Source organism: Klebsiella sp. Q2, assembly GCF_009900705.1.
In the GTDB taxonomy this organism is placed as follows: domain Bacteria; phylum Pseudomonadota; class Gammaproteobacteria; order Enterobacterales; family Enterobacteriaceae; genus Klebsiella; species Klebsiella quasipneumoniae.
On sequence record NZ_JAAABE010000005.1, the window covers coordinates 135,209 to 155,001 of the forward strand.

At 57.9% G+C, this 19,793-nt stretch carries 18 protein-coding genes; 9 read left to right on the forward strand and 9 right to left on the reverse strand.

The features are described 5' to 3' along the window. Positions 1-35: 35 nt before the first annotated feature. On the reverse strand, positions 36-1,031 hold the full coding sequence (gene xylF / locus GT756_RS19570) for a D-xylose ABC transporter substrate-binding protein (RefSeq protein ID WP_017900027.1): 996 nt from the start codon (positions 1,029-1,031) through the stop codon (positions 36-38). A 495-nt stretch (positions 1,032-1,526) separates the two neighbouring features. On the opposite strand from xylF, the gene xylA reads away from it, so the two are divergent. From xylA to yiaB, 3 genes are all read left to right on the forward strand, one after another. Further along, a complete protein-coding gene (gene xylA, locus GT756_RS19575) occupies positions 1,527-2,849 on the forward strand; it encodes a xylose isomerase (protein WP_057212716.1) in 1,323 nt (440 codons plus the stop codon). A gap of 92 nt (positions 2,850-2,941) precedes the next feature. Continuing rightward, positions 2,942-4,396, forward strand: coding sequence for a xylulokinase (gene xylB, locus GT756_RS19580; protein ID WP_160125014.1), 1,455 nt, complete (start codon positions 2,942-2,944; stop codon positions 4,394-4,396). A 166-nt stretch (positions 4,397-4,562) separates the two neighbouring features. Beyond that, positions 4,563-4,934: an inner membrane protein YiaB gene (yiaB, locus tag GT756_RS19585; RefSeq protein WP_004205017.1), complete on the forward strand. Its 372-nt coding sequence runs from the start codon at positions 4,563-4,565 to the stop codon at positions 4,932-4,934. Positions 4,935-4,962: 28 nt separating this feature from the next. On the opposite strand, the gene GT756_RS19590 is transcribed toward yiaB, so the two are convergent. Further along, complete coding sequence (locus GT756_RS19590; RefSeq protein WP_064151003.1) at positions 4,963-5,958, reverse strand: acyltransferase; 996 nt, start codon at positions 5,956-5,958, stop codon at positions 4,963-4,965. Positions 5,959-6,137: 179 nt separating this feature from the next. Between GT756_RS19590 and GT756_RS19595 the strand changes: the two genes are divergently transcribed. The 5 genes from GT756_RS19595 to GT756_RS19615 all read left to right on the forward strand — a co-directional run bounded on the left by GT756_RS19595 (position 6,138) and on the right by GT756_RS19615 (position 11,954). Beyond that, on the forward strand, positions 6,138-6,437 hold the full coding sequence (locus GT756_RS19595; RefSeq protein ID WP_025999219.1) for a YsaB family lipoprotein: 300 nt from the start codon (positions 6,138-6,140) through the stop codon (positions 6,435-6,437). Positions 6,438-6,564: 127 nt separating this feature from the next. Continuing rightward, positions 6,565-7,476 carry a glycine--tRNA ligase subunit alpha gene (glyQ, locus tag GT756_RS19600; protein WP_004205014.1) on the forward strand — a complete coding sequence of 304 codons (912 nt, stop codon included), beginning with the start codon at positions 6,565-6,567 and terminating at the stop codon, positions 7,474-7,476. A 9-nt stretch (positions 7,477-7,485) separates the two neighbouring features. Next, entirely contained in the window at positions 7,486-9,555 is a 2,070-nt protein-coding gene (glyS, locus tag GT756_RS19605; protein ID WP_160125015.1) for a glycine--tRNA ligase subunit beta, read from the forward strand. A 325-nt stretch (positions 9,556-9,880) separates the two neighbouring features. Next, entirely contained in the window at positions 9,881-10,033 is a 153-nt protein-coding gene (hokA, locus tag GT756_RS19610) for a type I toxin-antitoxin system toxin HokA (RefSeq protein ID WP_004205012.1), read from the forward strand. Between the two features lie 301 nt (positions 10,034-10,334). After that, positions 10,335-11,954, forward strand: a complete 1,620-nt coding sequence (locus GT756_RS19615) for an ATP-binding cassette domain-containing protein (RefSeq protein WP_064190062.1) — start codon at positions 10,335-10,337, stop codon at positions 11,952-11,954. Between the two features lie 98 nt (positions 11,955-12,052). Here GT756_RS19615 and cspA read toward each other — a convergent pair whose 3' ends face one another. The 3 genes from cspA to GT756_RS19630 form a co-directional block, all read right to left on the reverse strand. Then, entirely contained in the window at positions 12,053-12,265 is a 213-nt protein-coding gene (gene cspA / locus GT756_RS19620) for an RNA chaperone/antiterminator CspA (RefSeq protein WP_000014594.1), read from the reverse strand. Between the two features lie 251 nt (positions 12,266-12,516). Beyond that, positions 12,517-12,807: an HTH-type transcriptional regulator gene (locus GT756_RS19625; protein WP_160125016.1), complete on the reverse strand. Its 291-nt coding sequence runs from the start codon at positions 12,805-12,807 to the stop codon at positions 12,517-12,519. Positions 12,808-13,051: 244 nt separating this feature from the next. After that, entirely contained in the window at positions 13,052-14,407 is a 1,356-nt protein-coding gene (locus tag GT756_RS19630; RefSeq protein ID WP_017900021.1) for an MFS transporter, read from the reverse strand. Positions 14,408-14,847: 440 nt separating this feature from the next. On the opposite strand from GT756_RS19630, the gene GT756_RS19635 reads away from it, so the two are divergent. Continuing rightward, on the forward strand, positions 14,848-15,558 hold the full coding sequence (locus GT756_RS19635; protein ID WP_002921929.1) for a DUF3053 domain-containing protein: 711 nt from the start codon (positions 14,848-14,850) through the stop codon (positions 15,556-15,558). Between the two features lie 108 nt (positions 15,559-15,666). Here the strand turns inward: GT756_RS19635 and ghrB are convergent, their stop codons facing one another. The 4 genes from ghrB to GT756_RS19655 form a co-directional block, all read right to left on the reverse strand. Further along, a complete protein-coding gene (ghrB, locus tag GT756_RS19640; RefSeq protein WP_017900020.1) occupies positions 15,667-16,638 on the reverse strand; it encodes a glyoxylate/hydroxypyruvate reductase GhrB in 972 nt (323 codons plus the stop codon). A 24-nt stretch (positions 16,639-16,662) separates the two neighbouring features. Further along, complete coding sequence (locus GT756_RS19645) at positions 16,663-17,943, reverse strand: MFS transporter (protein ID WP_004205006.1); 1,281 nt, start codon at positions 17,941-17,943, stop codon at positions 16,663-16,665. Positions 17,944-18,047: 104 nt separating this feature from the next. Beyond that, positions 18,048-18,983 carry a sugar kinase gene (locus GT756_RS19650; protein ID WP_004205005.1) on the reverse strand — a complete coding sequence of 312 codons (936 nt, stop codon included), beginning with the start codon at positions 18,981-18,983 and terminating at the stop codon, positions 18,048-18,050. 3 nt (positions 18,984-18,986) lie between these two features. Beyond that, entirely contained in the window at positions 18,987-19,736 is a 750-nt protein-coding gene (locus tag GT756_RS19655) for a sugar phosphate isomerase/epimerase (protein WP_017900019.1), read from the reverse strand. Between the last annotated feature and the right edge of the window lie 57 nt (positions 19,737-19,793).

The window sequence follows — 19,793 nt, forward strand, 5'->3', positions numbered from 1 at the left end:
GATGAAAATGACGCCCCGCAGCGGGGCGTCAGCCATTACAGTTCACTCTTTTTATGGAAACCGTCTTTAATCACCGTGGCGTCGATATTCTCTTTATTCACTTCAATTGGCGTTAACAGGCGCGAAGGGACATCTTTTAAACCGTTATTCAGCGTAGTGTCAGACTTCGGCTGCTTATCGTTGCCCAGCTCAACGGCGATTTCGGCGGCGTTGGTGGCCAGGGTGGTAATCGGTTTATAGACGGTCATCGTCTGGGTACCGGAAATAATGCGCTTCACGCCCGCCAGGTCAGCATCCTGACCGGAGATCGCCACTTTGCCGGCCAGCCCCTGGGCGGTTAAGGCCTGGATGGCGCCGCCGGCGGTGGCGTCATTGGAGGCAACCACGGCGTCGATTTTGTTATTATTCGCCGTCAACGCGTTTTCCATTATTTTCAGCGCGTTTTCCGGCAGCCAGCCGTCAACCCACTGATCGCCGACAATCTTAATTTTGCCCTCATCGACATACGGCTTGAGGACCTTCATCTGCCCGGCGCGGAACAGTTTGGCATTATTATCCACCGGCGAACCGCCCATCAGGAAATAATTACCCTGCGGCACTTTGTCGACCAGGCTTTGCGCCTGCATTTCGCCGACTTTTTCATTGTCGAAAGAAATATAAAAATCAATATCAGCATTATTAATCATGCGATCATAGGCCAGGACTTTAATACCTTCCTGTTTGGCCTCTTTAATAACGTTGCTGAGCACCTGACCGTTATAAGGAATAATGACTAAGACATCGACGCCGCGGTTGATCATGTTTTCAATTTGCGACATTTGCGTTTCTTCATTGCCATTGGCGGACTGAACAAAAACTTTGGCGCCTAAGGATTCCGCTTTATTGACGAAAATATCGCGGTCTTTCTGCCAGCGCTCCAGACGCAGATCGTCGATGGCCATGCCAATCTTCACTTCTTTCGCCATCCCCGCCATGCTGGCGAGCAGGAGGGAGCTGGCGCAAAGCGTAAGGCAAAGGTTCTTTATCTTCATAATAACGATACCTTTTTTGTAAGGGTAGGTAAGACGAACGGAAAATAATGTTTGATACATGAGGTTGCGGATACGTTACAGATTCTTAACGCGGAAAGCAGGGCTGGCAATTACCGGTTTTTATTTTGCGGTTATGAAATTTCGTTTAATGCGTAAATTATGACGGCGATCGTATTTTATTCATGCACACTCTTATTATTGCACTGGACTTCTCTGACAGGACGGCAGAAGAACGAGCAGATATTATTTTTTGCGAGCTAGCGCACGTTTGTGGATTCTCTCAATGGCGGTGTGAAATAACGTAATTGAGGAAAATGAAAGCGAAATTCTATATTGGCTTAAACCCGTCATACTTCAAGTTGTAGGTGTGTTGGTGACATTCGTTGCTTCGCCCCCTGGTTATCGGGGACTCGCGCTCCTGCCGCCTTCCTGCAACTCGAATTATTTAGGGTACCTGATTGGTTATTCGCCGCATCTCTGAATATGGAGTTCTCTATGCAGACCTATTTCGATCAACTCGATCGCGTTCGTTACGAAGGCCCGAAATCCACTAACCCGCTGGCTTTCCGTCATTACAACCCGGATGAACTGGTGCTGGGCAAACGGATGGAAGATCATCTGCGTTTTGCGGCCTGTTACTGGCACACTTTCTGCTGGAATGGCGCCGATATGTTTGGCGTGGGCTCCTTCGATCGCCCATGGCAGCAGCCTGGCGACGCCCTGGAGATGGCCAAACGCAAAGCCGATGTGGCGTTCGAATTTTTCCATAAACTCAACGTGCCTTACTACTGCTTCCACGACGTTGACGTCTCGCCGGAAGGGAGTTCGCTCAAGGAGTACAGCAATAACTTCGCCCGGATGGTCGAGGTACTGGCGGAGAAGCAGCAGCAGAGCGGCGTCAAGCTTCTGTGGGGGACCGCAAACTGCTTCACCAACCCGCGCTACGGCGCTGGCGCGGCCACCAACCCGGACCCGGAAGTGTTCAGCTGGGCGGCCACCCAGGTGGTCACTGCCATGAATGCCACCCATCAGCTGGGCGGCGAAAACTATGTTCTGTGGGGCGGTCGCGAGGGCTATGAAACCCTGCTGAATACCGACCTGCGCCAGGAGCGTGAACAGATTGGCCGCTTTATGCAGCTGGTGGTGGAGCATAAGCACAAAATCGGCTTTAAAGGCACGCTGCTGATCGAGCCCAAACCGCAGGAGCCTACCAAGCATCAGTATGATTATGATGCCTCTACCGTTTACGGCTTCCTCAAGCAGTTTGGCCTGGAAAAAGAGATTAAACTGAACATTGAAGCCAACCATGCGACCCTCGCCGGCCACTCGTTCCATCATGAGATCGCGACGGCCATCGCGCTGGGGCTGTTCGGTTCCGTCGACGCCAACCGCGGCGATCCGCAGCTGGGCTGGGATACCGACCAGTTCCCGAACAGCGTCGAAGAGAACGCGCTGGTGATGTATGAAATTCTCAAAGCGGGCGGCTTCACCACCGGCGGCCTCAATTTTGATGCGAAAGTGCGCCGTCAGAGCACCGACAAATACGATCTGTTCTATGGCCATATCGGCGCGATGGATACCATGGCGCTGTCGCTGAAGGTCGCGGCGCGGATGATCGAGGACGGTGAGCTGGATAAACGCGTGGCCAAACGCTACGCCGGCTGGAACGGCGAGCTGGGGCAGCAGATCCTGAACGGGCAGATGACCCTCAGCGACATTGCCCAGTATGCCGTTCAGCATCAGCTGGCGCCGCACCATCGCAGCGGCCAGCAGGAACAACTGGAAAACCTGGTCAACCATTATCTGTTTGACAAGTAATCATGCGGCGGCGTCCGGTGTGACCGGGGTCGCCACCAGGATGCTCTGTTCGCGCCACGCTCAGCCGTGGCGCGCGTTTAAGGAGAGGGAGTATGTATATCGGCATCGATCTGGGGACATCGGGCGTCAAAGCCATTCTGCTCAATGAGCAGAGTGATGTGGTGGCATCGCATACCGAAAAGCTTACCGTCTCGCGTCCGCATCCGCTGTGGTCGGAACAAGATCCCGAGCAGTGGTGGCAGGCGACGGACACGGCGATGAAAGCCCTGGGCGCGCAGCATAGTCTGCGCGACGTGAAGGCGCTGGGGATCGCCGGGCAGATGCACGGCGCCACCCTGCTGGATAAATCGTTACAGGTGCTGCGTCCTGCCATTTTATGGAATGACGGCCGCTGCGGCGAAGAGTGCCAGCTGCTGGAGGAAAAAGTCAGCGCTTCCCGGCAGATCACCGGCAACCTGATGATGCCGGGCTTTACGGCGCCGAAGCTCTTGTGGGTGCAGCGCCACGAGGCGGCGGTGTTCAGCCAGGTCGATAAAGTGCTGCTGCCGAAGGATTATCTGCGTCTGCGGATAACCGGCGAGCTTGCCAGCGATATGTCTGACGCCGCCGGTACCCTGTGGATGGACGTCGCCCGACGCGACTGGAGCGATGAGATGCTCGCCGCCTGCGATCTCAGCCGGGACGCGATGCCGGCGTTGTTTGAAGGCAGCGACGTCACCGGGCAGCTGCGCCCGGAGGTGGCGCAGGCGTGGAATATGCCACAGGCGCTGGTGGTGGGGGGGGGCGGCGACAACGCCGCCGGCGCGGTCGGGGTTGGCATGGCCGATGCCGGTCAGGCGATGCTGTCGCTGGGCACTTCAGGTGTGTATTTCGCGGTCAGCGAAGGATTCCTCAGCAAGCCTGAAAGCGCGGTGCATAGCTTTTGCCATGCGCTGCCGGGCCGCTGGCATTTGATGTCGGTGATGCTCAGCGCGGCCTCCTGTCTGGACTGGGCGGCGAAATTAACCGGTCTCGCCAGCGTGCCGGCGCTGATTGCGGCGGCACAGTCAGCCGACGAGAGCGCCGGTCCGGTGTGGTTCCTGCCCTATCTGTCGGGCGAACGCACGCCGCACAACAACCCGCAGGCCAAGGGCGTCTTCTTCGGCCTGACGCATCAGCATGGGCCGGCAGAGCTGGCGCGGGCGGTGCTGGAGGGGGTGGGCTATGCGCTGGCGGACGGTATGGACGTGGTACACGCCTGCGGCATCAAGCCGCAGAGCATCACCCTTATCGGCGGCGGGGCGCGTAGCGCTTACTGGCGACAAATGCTGGCGGATATCAGCGGCCAGCAGCTCGATTACCGTACCGGGGGCGACGTCGGCCCGGCGCTGGGGGCGGCCAGGCTGGCGCAGCTGGCGGTGCACGGCGAAACCGACCGCGCCGGGCTGTTGACGCCGCTGCCGCTTGAGCAAGCGCATCGCCCGGACGATCGCCGAGTGGCCCACTATGCGCCGCAGCGGGAAACCTTCCGCCAGATTTATCAGCAGCTGAAACCGCTGATGTCATAGCCTCAGTCCGTCCGGCAGCGCCGGGCGGATTACTCCCCTGAATGCCCAGGCTGCATTCATCCAAAACACGTATTTATTAATTCCGAAATGTCAGCTTTGCTGCACCTGGCCTGCGCCATCGCCGGGCGGTTCGGTCATAATCAGCGCGTGTCGACAGGGAGGAGCGATGAATATAAAACGCAGTATTGCCAGAGGGATGATGGCAGCAGGGTCGCTGGTTTATCTGCTGGGTATCTGGCGGACCTGCCCGCTGTTTAGCGGTAAAGGTTATTTTCTTGGCGTACTGGTGATGGGGATGTTTGCCGTCCTCGCCCATCAGCGCGCCAGACGGTGGCAGGGGCAGGACGACGGATTTATCGCGTTATGCCGGCTGGTGTTGCTGCTGTCGGCGGGCCTGCTGCTGGTGGGCGCCTGGCATGTGCCGGCAGACTGGTATGAAAAAGCCGTCTATATCGCGGCGTGGTTTGTCTGCTTATACGGCGCATCTGCGACCCCCGAACGGGCCCGCGTTGCCCGCGCGGTGCAAAAAACGGAATAGGCGCCCGGTTGTCCGGTGCGCCGGGCCGTTAGCTGACCAGCCGGCGGCGATCAACCCGCTGCACCAGGCCGGACAGCAGCAGACTGCCGAGCAGGGCGGCGCTGAAAATCCACACAATATCCAGCAGCGGCCAGCGGCTCAGTTCCAGATGGCTGGCGCGCAGCGCATGTACAATCAGGGCATGGAAGCCGTAAATCCCCAGAGAATGACGCGCAATACATTCGATACCGGGCAGGGGACGCACGTTAAGCCAGTTTTTGGCGAGCGTCAGCAGGGTGACCGCGCAAACGAACACCGCCGGTCCGCAGTAGAGATACCAGGTGTCGCCGAAGTCCCCGCGCCAGCGCAGCTCATGCAGCGTGCCGCGGGAGATGACCCACACGGCGGCGAGGAACAGCGCGGCGCAGAGCGGGGTCAGCCATTTTTTATCCGTGTTCAGGGTGCCAATGGCCCTGCCCAGCACGCCGTAGAGCACGTAATAAAAGGTGTCACCATTGATATAGAGGTTGACCGGCAACCACTCAATCCCGGCGGCTTTGACGCCGACCATATTGGGGTTGGCCAGAATGCCGAGGATCGCCATCAGCGTCAGCAGCATTTTGCCGCTGACGGACTTAACCTGAATAAGCGGCGAGAGCAGATAGATAACGGTGATAGCAAAGAAAAACCACAGGTGGTAGAAGACAGGCTTCTGCAGCACATTCTTTAACGACAGCTCGACGTTGATATGGGTAAACAGCGCGATATACAGCAGAGAAAGCGCGCTATAGAACGCAATGCACAGGCCAATCCGCCAGAAGTGGCGCGGCTGGGCGCTGCGTTCCCCAAAAAAGAGGTAGCCCGAGATCATAAAAAACAGCGGCACGCTGACGCGGGAGGCGGAATTGAGCAGATTGGCGATATCCCATTGCAGCAGTGTAATCGCATGCGGATGAGTGATATACCAGCTGGTACTGTGGATCATCACCACCATCATGCAGGCAATGCCGCGCAGGTTGGTGATCCAGTGAATCTTTTCTTGCATCCGTCCCTCAAAGTCTACTGGCGAAATAAGGTCTGACCCGCCTTATGCCCCGGTGTCGCACGAGATTAGTCTGAGTTTTTGGTCACAGGCTTGTCGATGTTTCATGATATTCGCAAAATACCTGTAATACTGGATCTTTGCGATAACAACTTGCTGACAAGGCGGTGGAGGAGAACGTGGTGAAAGGTGTCGTTTCCATAATGCTGGTGCTGCTCCTTGCGGGCTGCAGCGAGACCGTTTCCCCGCCGGCGCAAAAAGCGCAGCGCGCGCGTATTACCCCGCAAACCACGCTCAATATGGCGCAGCTTTGCAAGGACCAGGCCGCTATCCGCTATAACACGCAAACGCAGTTAGTTGACGTGAACCATTTTGAACAATTCCAGGCAAGCTATGAGCTTTCGGGCCGTACCGGCAAGAATGAACGTTTCATCTGTTCCTTTGACCCGGACGGCCAGTTTATGCATCTTTCGATGCGCTGAATCGACCCCGCCTGGCGTAAATTTCGTCCGTTTTCCTGAAACTACGCCGTTTCGTACTGTATATCTCGCAGCCAGCGGGTATACTGACTCCTTCCTTTAAATCCACACGTATCCAGCACGAAATCATATGCAAAAGTTTGATACCAGGACCTTCCAGGGCCTGATCCTGACCTTACAGGATTACTGGGCTCGTCAGGGCTGCACCATTGTTCAACCACTGGACATGGAAGTCGGCGCCGGCACCTCTCACCCGATGACCTGCCTGCGCGCGCTAGGGCCGGAGCCGATGGCGACCGCCTACGTACAGCCTTCCCGTCGTCCAACCGATGGCCGCTATGGCGAAAACCCGAACCGTTTACAGCATTACTATCAGTTCCAGGTGGTGATTAAGCCTTCTCCGGACAACATCCAGGAGCTGTACCTCGGGTCGCTGAAAGAGCTGGGTATGGACCCGACCATTCACGACATTCGCTTCGTCGAAGACAACTGGGAAAACCCGACGCTGGGAGCCTGGGGTCTGGGTTGGGAAGTGTGGCTCAACGGCATGGAAGTGACGCAGTTCACCTACTTCCAGCAGGTGGGCGGCCTGGAGTGTAAGCCGGTGACCGGCGAGATCACCTACGGTCTGGAGCGTCTGGCGATGTACATCCAGGGCGTCGACAGCGTCTACGACCTGGTCTGGAGCGACGGCCCGCTGGGGAAAACCACCTACGGCGACGTGTTCCACCAGAACGAAGTGGAGCAGTCCACCTATAACTTCGAATACGCCGACGTCGATTTCCTCTTCTCCTGCTTCGAGCAGTATGAGAAAGAGGCCCAGCAGCTGCTGGCGCTGGAGACCCCGCTGCCGCTGCCGGCCTACGAGCGTATTCTGAAAGCGGCTCACAGCTTCAACCTGCTGGATGCGCGTAAAGCCATCTCCGTCACCGAGCGTCAGCGCTATATCCTGCGCATTCGCACCCTGACGAAAGCAGTGGCGGAAGCGTACTACGCTTCCCGTGAAGCGCTCGGCTTCCCGATGTGCAACAAGAATAAATAAGAGGCGGCCATGTCTGAGAATACTTTTCTGGTGGAAATCGGCACTGAAGAGCTGCCACCAAAAGCGCTGCGCAGCCTGGCGGAATCTTTTGCTGCGAACGTGACCGCAGAGCTGGATAACGCCGGCCTCGCGCACGGTAAAGTGGAATGGTTTGCCGCTCCGCGTCGTCTGGCGCTGAAGGTAGCCAACCTGGCGGCGGCGCAGGCCGATCGCGAAGTGGAAAAACGCGGCCCGGCCGTTGCCCAGGCGTTCGATGCCGAAGGCAAGCCAAGCAAAGCGGCCGAAGGCTGGGCGCGCGGCTGCGGTATCACCGTCGATCAGGCCGAACGTCTGACCACGGACAAAGGCGAGTGGCTGCTGTATCGCGCCCATGTAAAGGGCGAAAGCACTGAAGCCCTGCTGCCGAACATGATTGCCAGCTCGCTGGCGAAGCTGCCGATCCCGAAACTGATGCGCTGGGGCGCGTCTGACGTCCACTTCGTGCGCCCGGTTCACACCGTCACGCTGCTGCTGGGTGACAAAGTGATCCCGGCTACTATCCTCGGTATTCCGTCCGATCGCGTGATCCGCGGCCATCGCTTTATGGGCGAGCCGGAATTCACCATCGACCATGCCGACCAGTACCCGCAGATCCTGCTGGAACGCGGTAAAGTCATCGCCGATTACGAACAGCGTAAAGCCAAAATCAAAGCCGATGCGGAAGAAGCGGCGCGTAAGATTGGCGGTAAAGCCGATCTGAGCGAAAGCCTGCTGGAAGAAGTCACCTCGCTGGTGGAATGGCCGGTGGTGCTGACGGCGAAGTTCGAAGAAAAATTCCTCGCGGTGCCGTCTGAAGCGCTGGTTTACACCATGAAGGGCGACCAGAAGTACTTCCCGGTCTACGACAACGCCGGTAAGCTGCTGCCGAACTTTATCTTCGTCGCTAACATCGAGTCGAAAGATCCGCAGCAGATCATCTCCGGTAACGAGAAGGTAGTCCGTCCGCGTCTGGCCGATGCCGAGTTCTTCTTCAACACCGACCGTAAAAAACGTCTGGAAGACAACCTGCCGCGTCTGGAAACCGTGCTGTTCCAGCAGCAGCTGGGGACGTTGCGCGACAAGACCGATCGCATTCAGGCGCTGGCGGGCTGGATTGCCGAGCAGATTGGCGCTGACGTGAACCACGCGACCCGCGCGGGCCTGCTGTCCAAGTGCGACCTGATGACCAACATGGTCTTCGAGTTCACCGACACCCAGGGCGTGATGGGGATGCACTACGCGCGCCATGATGGCGAAGCGGAAGATGTGGCCGTGGCGCTGAACGAACAGTATCAGCCGCGCTTTGCCGGCGACGCGCTGCCGTCTAACCCGGTGGCCTGCGCGGTGGCGATTGCCGATAAGATGGATACCCTGGCGGGTATCTTCGGTATCGGCCAGCACCCGAAAGGCGATAAAGACCCGTTTGCGCTGCGCCGCGCCGCGCTGGGCGTCCTGCGTATTATCGTCGAGAAGAACCTGAATCTCGATCTGCAAACGCTGACTGAAGAGGCGGTGCGTCTGTACGGTGAGAAGCTGACCAACGCCAACGTGGTCGATGACGTGATCGACTTTATGCTGGGCCGTTTCCGCGCCTGGTATCAGGACGAAGGCTACGGTGTCGACACTATCCAGGCGGTACTGGCGCGTCGTCCAACCCGCCCGGCGGATTTCGATGCGCGTATGAAGGCGGTATCGCACTTCCGTACTCTGGAAGAGTCCTCCGCGCTGGCGGCGGCGAACAAGCGTGTCTCCAACATCCTGGCGAAATCCGACGAAACGCTGAACGACATCGTTCACGCTTCGGTGCTGAAAGAAGCGGCGGAAATTAAGCTGGCGGGCAATCTGGTGGTGCTGCGCGACAAGCTGCAGCCGTACTTCGCCGCAGGCCGCTATCAGGATGCGCTGATTGAGCTGTCCGCCCTGCGCGAGCCGGTGGATGAGTTCTTCGAGAACGTGATGGTTAACGCTGAAGACAAAGATGTTCGCATCAACCGTCTGACGCTGCTGTCCAAACTGCGCGAGCTGTTCCTGCAGGTAGCGGATATTTCTCTGTTGCAGTAAGCGTATCGGAAATAATAAAAGACCTGCCTCAGGGCAGGTTTTTTTATACGTGAAATATAAATAGGTGAACCGCTAATAATTCTGTCATTGATATCTTCATTATTTTCATTCATCGATAAGAAATGTTTAGGAATATATAAACATAATTCCGCGAGGTATTTACGCTAGAATGGCGGCGGGTGCTTGAGACTGTGTGTCTCAGGTATTCAGCGGGAGGCAGACAGAGAAAAGCCCCACCTGATAGTAATCAAAGTGAGGCTCCCCTATGCATGAACACCATAAGAGTAGCCTCTTACTTGTTGAAAATCAACACGGGAGGCGAGGAATGCCGCAAAAGTATCTGTTGTTTGGCTTAGTAGTGATTTGCTTCACTATTTTATTATTGACCTGGATGGTTCGTGATTCGCTATGTGAATTACAGATCAGGCAGGGAAATATTGAGCTGGTGGCATTCTTAGCCTGTGATATTAAACAGTAAGAGCATCTGGTGGGGATCTATCCCCACCATGCTTGCGGTGTCAGGTATTCTCAATGCACCCTTTCATTGTTCACCAAATAAATCCTTTGCCTCCTGATATCAGGAGGCCTTTTTATTTTTACACGGCCGTTGAATTAAACGGGCTTGAAATTCATAGCGGAGTGTGGCTATCCTATGCCCCGACGAATCCCTCGTCTCACTGGAGCGCGCCCCACAAATGAACAAACACGACTGATGAATTTCACGCCTTACCTCGCAGATGTTGCGGGTAGGGGAGTATTGATTTCATTCAGGAGTGCTTATGGCTCATTGCGCCCACATCCCCGCTTTTGTTTTACATCAGGTCACCTGTCAGTTTGCGACGGGACAGACCCTGTTTGGTCCGCTAAATTTATCGCTGGAACCGTCTCTTTGCGGTCTGGTCGGCCGGAACGGCGTCGGTAAGACGCGCCTGCTGCGCCTGCTGGCGGGCCTTGATTCTCCTGCCGGCGGCCATATTGAGCGCGCCGCCGCCGTGGCCTGGGTGGCGCAGCAGCCGACGCTTACGCCGGAAACCACCCTCGCCGCGCTGCTCGGCTATGCGCCGGTATTTGACGCCTTGTTCCGCCTGGAACAGGGTAATGGACTGGCCGACGATTTCGAGCTATTGGATGGCCACTGGGATCTCACCGATCGCCTGAGTTTAGCTTTCCGTGAAGCCGATCTCCCGCCGTTCTCTGCCGATCGCCCCGCTTTTTCACTCAGCGGCGGCGAGCGGATGAAGGCTCTGCTGTGCGGCGCCTTTGTCTCCGGCGCCGATTATCTGCTGCTGGATGAGCCTACCAACCATCTGGACCGCCAGGGGCGGGAGTGGCTCTATCACCAGCTGGAAAGCTGGCAGGGCGGAGCTCTGATCGCCAGCCACGACCGCGAGCTGCTGACGCGGATGCCGAGGATTATTGAGCTGACGCCGACGGCGCTGCGCAGCTACGGCGGCAACTATGCTGAATATGAGCGGCAGCGCGAGGCGGAGCAGCAGGCCGCGCGCGCGGCGCTGGAGCATGCCGTGACCGAACGACGGCGCACCCGCGCGCGAATGCAAAAGGAGCATGACGCCGCCCAGCGGCGCTCGGCGCAGACGCTGCGTACCGTTGATACCCTGAATATCGCCTCTTTTGAACGTGTGAAGTACAAAGGCGCGGCAAAAGAGCGTCCGGGAACGCTGCGCCGTCAGCATCGTGAACAGAACAGCAGTCTGAATGGCGCCGTGCAGCAGGCGCGAGAGCGGGTGGAAGAGGATACGCCGGTGATGTTCACCCTGCCGGGCAGCGAAGTGGCCGCCGGCAAGCAGGTGCTGGTGGTGGAGTCATTACAGCTCGACCATGCACCGGCTGCGCCGCTGGACTGGCGCGTGGATGGTCCGATGCGCATCGCGCTAAAGGGGCCGAACGGCTGTGGCAAAACCACTTTGCTGAAAACGCTGCTGGGGCTGGAGCAGGCCGCCTCAGGCGATGTCCGGCTGTCGGTGAGCGCCGCTTACCTCGATCAACATCTGACGCAGCTGGATTTATCCCTGTCGGTCATGGCGCACCTGAGCCTGGAAGATACCCCGCTGGATGAGGGCCTCCTGCGCACCCGCCTGGCGCAGCTGCAGCTGGGCGCGGATAAGGTCACTCTGCCGCTGTCGGCGCTCAGCGGCGGCGAACGCCTGAAAGCGGCCCTGGCCTGCGTACTCTGGCGACGCGATCCGGCCCAGCTGCTGTTGTTGGATGAGCCGACCAACCATCTCGATTTAGCATCGACGCAGGCTATTGAAAGCGCGCTGGCGGCGTTTCCCGGCGCGATGCTGGTGGTGTCGCATGATGAGGCGTTTTTACAAGGTCTGAGGCTGACCCATAGTCTGGCATGGGAGGAAACGGGCTGGCGCTATACCCGGCTCTGAATGCCCAACAGCCGCCATCGTATGCTGGCGGCTGTTGGCGACAGATAAAAAAAATCCCCGCCATCAGGCAGGGATTCTTGATTCTTAGCGGCTTGAACTTACAGAGAAGTTACGTTGCCAGCTGCCGGGCCTTTAGCGCCGCTTTCGATGGTGAAGGAGACTTTCTGACCTTCATCCAGGGATTTGTAGCCATCGTTCTGGATAGCAGAGAAGTGTACGAACACGTCTTTAGAGCCATCGTCAGGAGTGATGAAGCCGAAGCCTTTGTCAGCGTTGAACCATTTTACGATACCAGTCATTTTACCGGACATAGTGAATTACCTTTAAAAAAATAAGTGAGCCTTGCGGCGTAGCGGTCTGGACTACAGATTTAAAGCGATAAAGGGAAAGTTCACTACGGGGGTATCTTTGGATAACCTTAGAAGGACTGCTCTATTCGACTGCTCTGTGGTCTGTACATCAAACCTGCGAGCATTAACGCACGTTCAGCACCTGATAGCAAACTTTTTTTACGGTGCAGCGGTAAAAGCTCCCTTGCTGGCCCTTACCGCTGCGCTCGGGATTAATCGAGTAACTGCCTTGAAAGCTGCGGGTTGGCCTGAATCAGGCGCATTAATTTTAGCTCAGTGGGGGATGGTCTTACCCGTCTCGATTCCCACTCTCTTACCATAGCGACGCTCACGCCCATGGCGTTGGCGAAGTCGTCAATCTTAAGTCCAGTGCCTTTACGCAGCTGTTCAAATTCACTAAACACAGTGGACTTACGGTTTGGGGTAAGTGTCTGATTATCGTCCTTAAAAACGATGTGTTCCAGGCTGCTCAGCAGTTCAAACACGGGATCTTTATATTCCATTGAGAACTCCTTTTATCACACAGCGGAAGAGATTTTTCTAAAGCTCTTTAAGAATAGTCAGAAAAAAGCATCAAGGATGGTAACGCCCGTGATTATTTGCCAGCAGGTTATCGAATCAGCCCCAATAGCCGAACGGCAGCGGTGCCTAAGAGCATGATTACTAATACGATGGAGTGGCTTCGAAAATTTTTGTAAACGGATAAGAAAAAAGCGGCAAAGCCGGCGCGGGACGCCGGCTTGTCGATCAGGCTTTCTGCAGACCTCTCGCGTCCTCTGTCGCCGCCGGCGCTGATTTACTGACCCGATATTTAATCAGCAGCGCGATGGCTGACAGGAATGCCGGGATAGCCAGCAGGGTGAAAATGGTCTCAAACGAGAGCTGGGCTTGCATCAGGAAGGCGCCGCTGAACGCGCCAAGGATCCCGCCGAAGCGGCCAATGCCCAGCATCCAGGCCACGCCGGTGGCGCGCCCTTGTGTCGGGTAGAAGCCTGCCGCCAGCGCCGGCATCGACGACTGCGCGCCGTTCATAATACTGCCGGCGATAAACACCATCACCCCCATCAGCGCCAGGCTGCTGGTAGAGAAGCCCACCAAACAGACGAAAACGCCGGTCAGCAGCCAGCCGACGGCCACCACCTTATTGGGATTGATCTTGTCCATCAGAGCGCCGAGGATCAGCACGCCAATTCCGCCGCCGAGCGGGAACAGGGCGGTGATAATTGAGGCCTGACTCATCGATGCGCCGGTTTCACGGATTAGCAGCGGCAGCCAGCTGGTCAGGAGATAGAAAATCAGCAGGCCCATAAAGTAGGTCAGGCACAGCATCACGGTGCCCACCGCGTAGCGTGGGGAGAAAATGACGCCTATGGCCGACTTCTCTTTCACCTGGCCTGCTTCGTGCAGCTCAAACTCCACCGTCTCCGGCAGCGGCGCGATACGCCGCAGGATGGCGGCAATGCGCTGCGCCGGCTGACGCTTCACCACCAGATAGCGGGCGGACTCCGGCAGCAGGAAAATTAATGCTACCGCCAGCAGGAGAGGCATCACGCCGCCCAATACCAGCACGCTCTGCCAGCCATAGTGCGGGATCATCCAGGCGGATAAAAAGCCGCCCAGCGACGAGCCCATCGGAAAGCCGACAAACATCAGGTTCACCAGCAGCGCCCGACGGCGCTCCGGCGCATATTCGCTCATTAGCGTCGCGGCATTGGGCATCGCCGCGCCGAGGCCCAGGCCGGTCAGGAAGCGCAGCAGCGTCAGCTGGTTAAGGCTGGTGGCAAAGGCGGTGAGCAGGCTGAATCCTCCGAACACCACGATCGACATAATCAGCACTTTCTTGCGGCCGATACGGTCAGCCAGTGGTCCCGCGGTTAACGCGCCGACCGCCAGGCCAACCAGCGCGGCGCTCATCACCGGGCCGAGGGCTGATTTTTCCACGCCCCATTCCTGGACCAGGTCGGAGGCGATGAATCCGATGATCGCGGTGTCGAACCCGTCCATCGCGACGGTGATGAAGCAGAGCGCGAGGATCATCCACTGGTAGCGGGTGAAGGGGTGCTCGTTGATAAAGGCCTGAATGTCGATGGTTGTCTTAGTCATACGGCTTTCCTGGCAGACTGAGCGAGGGACAGAGGTTTGTTATTATCGTCGCCTTCGCGTCGTTGAGATTGATTTGTGCGATAATCGAACGCATCGCCGTTAATCGCTCATTCATCAAATCATTGAAGCGCTGACCAGGCAATCCGGGTGGGCGCCAAAGCGTGCGATTATCGTCCGCTTCAGGGCGCGGCGTTGGGCAGTGGATTATAAATTTCAAAAATATCAATCAGTTAATTGATATTCATCGGTCTAATTTGAAGCGCATATTTGTGATGCGCATAACAGACGCGCCAGGCGACGGCAGCGGCGTGCGGAATGGCGTTTTTCCTGCGTAAGATTAGCAGTAAAGGGTATCCTGCGAGGCCGAGCTGGACTATCCTTGTCAGCGTCTGGCACGTGTGTGTCTTTGTGCGCTTTTTTTGGCTGAAAGGAGTAAAAAAATGGCGACAGGAAAGTCCTGCTCTCGCTGGTTTGCGGCTATGGCGGCCTTATTAATGGTGGTTAGCCTGAGTGGGTGTTTTGATAAAGAAGGCGATCAGCGCAAAGCGTTTATCGACTTCCTGCAGAATACGGCGATGCGTAGCGGTGAACGACTGCCGACGCTGACCGCCGATCAGAAAAAACAGTTTGGGCCGTTTGTCTCTGACTACGCGGTGATCTACGGCTACTCGCAGCAGGTGAGCCAGGCGATGGACGCTGGTCTGCGCCCGGTAGTGGACAGCGTCAATGCGATCCGCGTTCCGCAGGACTATATGACCCAGCGCGAGCCGCTGCGTCAGGCGAACGGCGCGCTGGGCGTGCTCAGCCAGCAGCTGCAGAATGCCAAAATGCAGGCCGATGCCGCGCATGGCGCGCTGAAGCAGGCGGACGATCTCAAGCCGGTCTTCGATCAGGTTTACGCCAAGGTGGTGACGGCGCCAGCCGACGCGCTGCAGCCGCTGATCCCGGCCGCGCAGATCTTTACCCAGCAGCTGGTTCAGGTGGGGGATTTTGTCGCCCAGCAGGGAACCCAGGTGAGCTTTGTGGCCAACGGCATTCAATTCCCGACTTCCCAGCAGGCTAGTCAGTACAATGCGCTGATTGGGCCGCTGGCGGCGCAGCATCAGGCGTTTAATCAGGCATGGACGGCGGCGGTGAACGCGACCCGCTAATGCCCTGTCTGGCTGACGTGAGCTGTTGCGAACGGGCTGGATAACGGACAGAATGCAAAAAAGAACCCGGGGAGGGCGATTGCCGCCGCTACCCGGGTTTTTTATGGCTTATTTTACCTGCGGATTGACGCAGTTTTTTTCGACCTTGCCGTTCAGGGCGTCGATCAGGTTATCCACCGCGCAGGCCGCCATGTTGTAGCGCGTCTCATGGGTGGCGGAGCCGATATGCGGCAGCGCGACGACGTTCGGCAGGCTCAGCAGCGGCGAATCTTTAGCCAGCGGCTCGTGCTCGAAGACATCAAGGCCGGCAGCGTGAATGTCACCCGCCTGCAGGGCGGCGATCAGCGCCTGCTCATCGACCACCGGTCCGCGCCCGGCGTTAATAAAGATGGCGGAAGATTTCATTTTGGCGAACTGCGCCTGGCCGAACAGATGATGGGTCTCTTCGCTCAGGGGCAGGATCAGGCAGACAAAATCGGCTTCCTGCAGCAGGGTATCAAGATCGCAATAGCGTGCGTTGAAACGTTCCTCCGCCTGCGGATGCTGGCGGCGCGCGTTATACAGGATCGGCATGCCGAACCCGAAGTGGGCGCGCTGCGCCAGCGCCATGCCGATGCGGCCCATGCCGACGATACCTAAGGTTTTATGGTGTACGTCGGTACCGAACCAGTCTGGCCCAATGCTCTTCGTCCATTCGCCCGCTTTAACGCGCTCCGCCACTTCCACCACCCGGCGGGCGGTGCTCAGCACCAGCGCCATGATCGTGTCGGCGACGGTCTCGGTCAGCACGGTCGGGGTATGCATCAGCAGCACCCGGCGGGCGTTCAACGCCTCCACGTCGAAGTTGTCATAACCAACGGACACGGTGGAGGTCGCACGCAGCTTCGGCATCTTCTCCAGCAGCGCGGCGTCAACCTTTTCGCTGGAGCCCAGCAGGCCTTCAGCCTGGGCAAAGGCCTCAGCGTGCTGCGAAACGGTCTCCGGCCGCAGGTTTTTCACCTGAGTGACGGAAAAGTGCTCCTCCAGACGCTGTAGCAGGTCGTCGGGAAGCGTTTTATAGAGAATGACAGACGGCTTCATGCGAATCTCCGTAGTGTGAGTCGTTCAGGCGTGATGAGCGCCAAGTGGAAGGTTTTGATTATTAGCAGGCTTAACAATCAAAGTCAGCCATACTGAGGCGAAAAGCGCCACCCCCATAAAAATATAGGAAGCTGCTGGGCTGCCGGTGGCACCGTTCAGGTAGCCAACAAACCACGAGCCGCAGAAGGAGCCCAGGGCGCCCATGCTGTTGATCAGCGCCATGGCGCCACCGGCGACGTTGCGTGGCAGCATTTCCGGAATAATGGCGAAGAAGGGGCCGTAAGGCGCATACATTGCCGCACCAGCCACTACCAGCAAGGTGTAAGAGACCCAGAAGTGGTTGGCGCCGACCGCCCAGGAGCCGATGAAGGCCAGTCCGCCAATCAGCAGCAGCGGCCAGACGAACAGCTTACGGTTCTGCATTTTATCGGAAGCCCAGGAGACCACGATCATGGCGATAGTCGCCGCCAGGTATGGGACCGAGGAGAGCCAGCCCACTTCCACCATCCCCATATTTTCGCCGCCGCTGCGGATAATCGACGGCAGCCACAGTACAAAGCCGTACACGCCGATGCTCCAGGCAAAGTACTGGGCGCAGAGCAGGATCACGTTGCGGGAGCGGAAGGCCTCGCCATAGTTACGCACCGCTTTGATGCCCTGCTGCTCACGATCCAATTGTTCCTGCAGCGCGGCTTTTTCACTCTCCGCCAGCCAGGATACCTGCGACGGTTTATCTTTCACCAGCACCCACCAGCAGAAGGCCCAGATCACCGCCGGCACCCCTTCGATGATAAACATTTCCCGCCAGCCGAAGGCCTGAATCAGGTAGCCGGAGACCACCGACATCCACAGGACCGTCACCGGGTTGCCGAGGATCAGGAAAGTATTGGCCCGCGAGCGCTCGGATTTGGTGAACCAGTTGCTGATATAGATCAGCATCGCCGGCATCACCGCCGCTTCGACGACGCCGAGAATAAAGCGAATGGCCGCCAGCGCCGGGATATTATGCACAATCCCGGTCAGGGAGGCGCAGCCGCCCCACAGGATCAGGCAGATAAAGATCAGTTTGCGAACGCTGCGGCGCTCTGCATAAATAGCGCCGGGGATCTGAAAGAAGAAGTAGCCAAGGAAGAACAGCGCCCCCAGCAGGGAAGAGATCCCTTTGGTGATGCCCAGGTCTTCGGTAATGCCTGCCGCGGAGGCGAAGCTGAAGTTGGCGCGGTCGAGGTACGCCAGGCTATACGTGATAAACACGATAGGCATGATGTACCACCAGCGTTTCGTTGCATTTGTTGAGCTATTCATAGGCTTGCCTCTGTCAATGAGGTGACATACGTCCGTCGAAACGGGCGCTGCTGTGCCGCGCTGCAGGTAGGGTACAGGGCGGCTGTTATTGTTGCGTATAAATGTTATTCGCCCAGCGCGTCGCGGGTGGGCAGCCCCTCGCTGTCGCCCTGGACCTGAATCGCCAGCGAACCGATTTTATTGCCGCGGTTCACCGCCTGAAGCAGGGTTTTGCCTTCCAGCAGGGCGCTAATCACCCCAACGGCAAAGCCGTCGCCGGCGCCGACGGTATCGACGACGTTTTCGACTTTAATGGCATCAACCGTGCCCTGTTCGCCGTTGGCGCTCTTGAACCAGGCGCCGTCGCAGCCGGTTTTAATGACCACCGCCTTGACGCCGCGCGAGAGATAGAAATCGGCGATCCCCTCCGGAGTCTGCTGGCCGGTGAGGATGACGCCTTCTTTTAAGCCTGGCAAAACCCAGTCAGCCTGGAAGGCGAGACGGTTGAGTTTCTCCACCATCTCGGCTTCGCTTTTCCACAGCACCGGACGCAGATTGGGATCGAAAGAGAGGGTTTTGCCCTCGGCTTTCATGACCTTCGCCGCATGCTCCAGCAGCGCATATGAGCTTTCAGAGAGCGCGGCGGCCACGCCGCTCAGGTGCAAATGACGGGCGCTGGTGAAGTAGTCGGCGCGAAAATCGTCAGGCGACAGATGGCTGGCGGCAGAACCTTTGCGGAAATACTCCACAATGGGATCGGTTCCATTTTCGACTTTCGATTTCATCTGGAAACCGGTAGCGAAGCGGTTATCAATGGCGACAGCATGGCTATCGATCCCCTCTTTCGCCAGCGATTGCAGTACGAAGCGGCCAAAGCTATCGTTACCGACGCGGCTGACCCAGCCGACCTTCAGACCCAGGCGCGCCAGGCCAGTGGCGACGTTCAGCTCGGCGCCGGCGACACGTTTCATAAAATGCTCCACCTCGGCCAGATCGCCGGTTTCGGTGGCGACAAACATGGCCATAGCTTCGCCGATGGTGATGACATCTAAATTTTCCACGGCTTATTCCTCGCGTAACAGGTTGACGTAGCGGCGGGTCACGGCCGTCAGGTCATGGCCAGTCAGCGGAAACTCGATTCCACGCGGCGCGTCGGCGGGAAGATTATCGAGCAGGGCCAGCCAGCGGTCGGCGGCCTGATCCGGCGGCACAGCGCGGAATTTCTCCTGATGTGGCTCCGCCGCTTTCACATGAATATAGCTGACCGCCGGCGCAAGATGGCGGGCTGCCTCTTCCGGCGAATCGCCGACCCACAGCCAGTTGCCCATATCAAACGTTAAGGTGATCGGCAGCTGATGGACCCGGCAGGCGGCTTTGAAGCGCTGCATCGGCGCCAGCTGGCCGCAGTCGGTCTGATCATTCTCCACCACCAGCGCCATGCCGCTGTCGCTGAGGATATGGCGCAGCTCGTCGAGCTGCTGGTTGTGGCGGAAATGGCCAAGGGAGAGCTTCAGCCACAGGGCGTTAAGGGTCTGCGCTTCCGCGAGCAGCGTCGGGAGATGCGGGTTAAGCTCGCCGTTGTCGGCGAACAGCGCCTGGGGCGCGGAGTAGCAAGCCAGCAGGCCGTGGCGCTCGATGGCGGCTGCCAGCGCCGGTAGGGCGTTGAGCTCTTCGGCGCTGAACAGCTCGCGGCGGATTTCGACGCCGTCCGCGCCGGCGTCGGCGATAAACGGCAGGACGGCGGCCTGGCCGCCTAAGGATTTAACATGGTCATTACCATAGGCAGCGGTAACGACAATAATTTTTCTGGCCATCGCGCTCTTACTCCCGGCGTTTGTTGCTTAATCTCCTTATTACGCTAGATGGTATCG

What these genes read in the sequence shown, in the direction of transcription:
- xylF (WP_017900027.1), bottom strand. Translation starts at nt 1,031, where the DNA reads ATGAAGATAAAGAACCTTTGCCTTACGCTTTGCGCCAGCTCCCTCCTG.
- xylA (WP_057212716.1), top strand. Translation starts at nt 1,527, where the DNA reads ATGCAGACCTATTTCGATCAACTCGATCGCGTTCGTTACGAAGGCCCG.
- xylB (WP_160125014.1), top strand. Translation starts at nt 2,942, where the DNA reads ATGTATATCGGCATCGATCTGGGGACATCGGGCGTCAAAGCCATTCTG.
- yiaB (WP_004205017.1), top strand. Translation starts at nt 4,563, where the DNA reads ATGAATATAAAACGCAGTATTGCCAGAGGGATGATGGCAGCAGGGTCG.
- GT756_RS19590 (WP_064151003.1), bottom strand. Translation starts at nt 5,958, where the DNA reads ATGCAAGAAAAGATTCACTGGATCACCAACCTGCGCGGCATTGCCTGC.
- glyQ (WP_004205014.1), top strand. Translation starts at nt 6,565, where the DNA reads ATGCAAAAGTTTGATACCAGGACCTTCCAGGGCCTGATCCTGACCTTA.
- glyS (WP_160125015.1), top strand. Translation starts at nt 7,486, where the DNA reads ATGTCTGAGAATACTTTTCTGGTGGAAATCGGCACTGAAGAGCTGCCA.
- hokA (WP_004205012.1), top strand. Translation starts at nt 9,881, where the DNA reads ATGCCGCAAAAGTATCTGTTGTTTGGCTTAGTAGTGATTTGCTTCACT.
- GT756_RS19615 (WP_064190062.1), top strand. Translation starts at nt 10,335, where the DNA reads ATGGCTCATTGCGCCCACATCCCCGCTTTTGTTTTACATCAGGTCACC.
- cspA (WP_000014594.1), bottom strand. Translation starts at nt 12,265, where the DNA reads ATGTCCGGTAAAATGACTGGTATCGTAAAATGGTTCAACGCTGACAAA.
- GT756_RS19625 (WP_160125016.1), bottom strand. Translation starts at nt 12,807, where the DNA reads ATGGAATATAAAGATCCCGTGTTTGAACTGCTGAGCAGCCTGGAACAC.
- GT756_RS19630 (WP_017900021.1), bottom strand. Translation starts at nt 14,407, where the DNA reads ATGACTAAGACAACCATCGACATTCAGGCCTTTATCAACGAGCACCCC.
- GT756_RS19635 (WP_002921929.1), top strand. Translation starts at nt 14,848, where the DNA reads ATGGCGACAGGAAAGTCCTGCTCTCGCTGGTTTGCGGCTATGGCGGCC.
- ghrB (WP_017900020.1), bottom strand. Translation starts at nt 16,638, where the DNA reads ATGAAGCCGTCTGTCATTCTCTATAAAACGCTTCCCGACGACCTGCTA.
- GT756_RS19645 (WP_004205006.1), bottom strand. Translation starts at nt 17,943, where the DNA reads ATGAATAGCTCAACAAATGCAACGAAACGCTGGTGGTACATCATGCCT.
- GT756_RS19655 (WP_017900019.1), bottom strand. Translation starts at nt 19,736, where the DNA reads ATGGCCAGAAAAATTATTGTCGTTACCGCTGCCTATGGTAATGACCAT.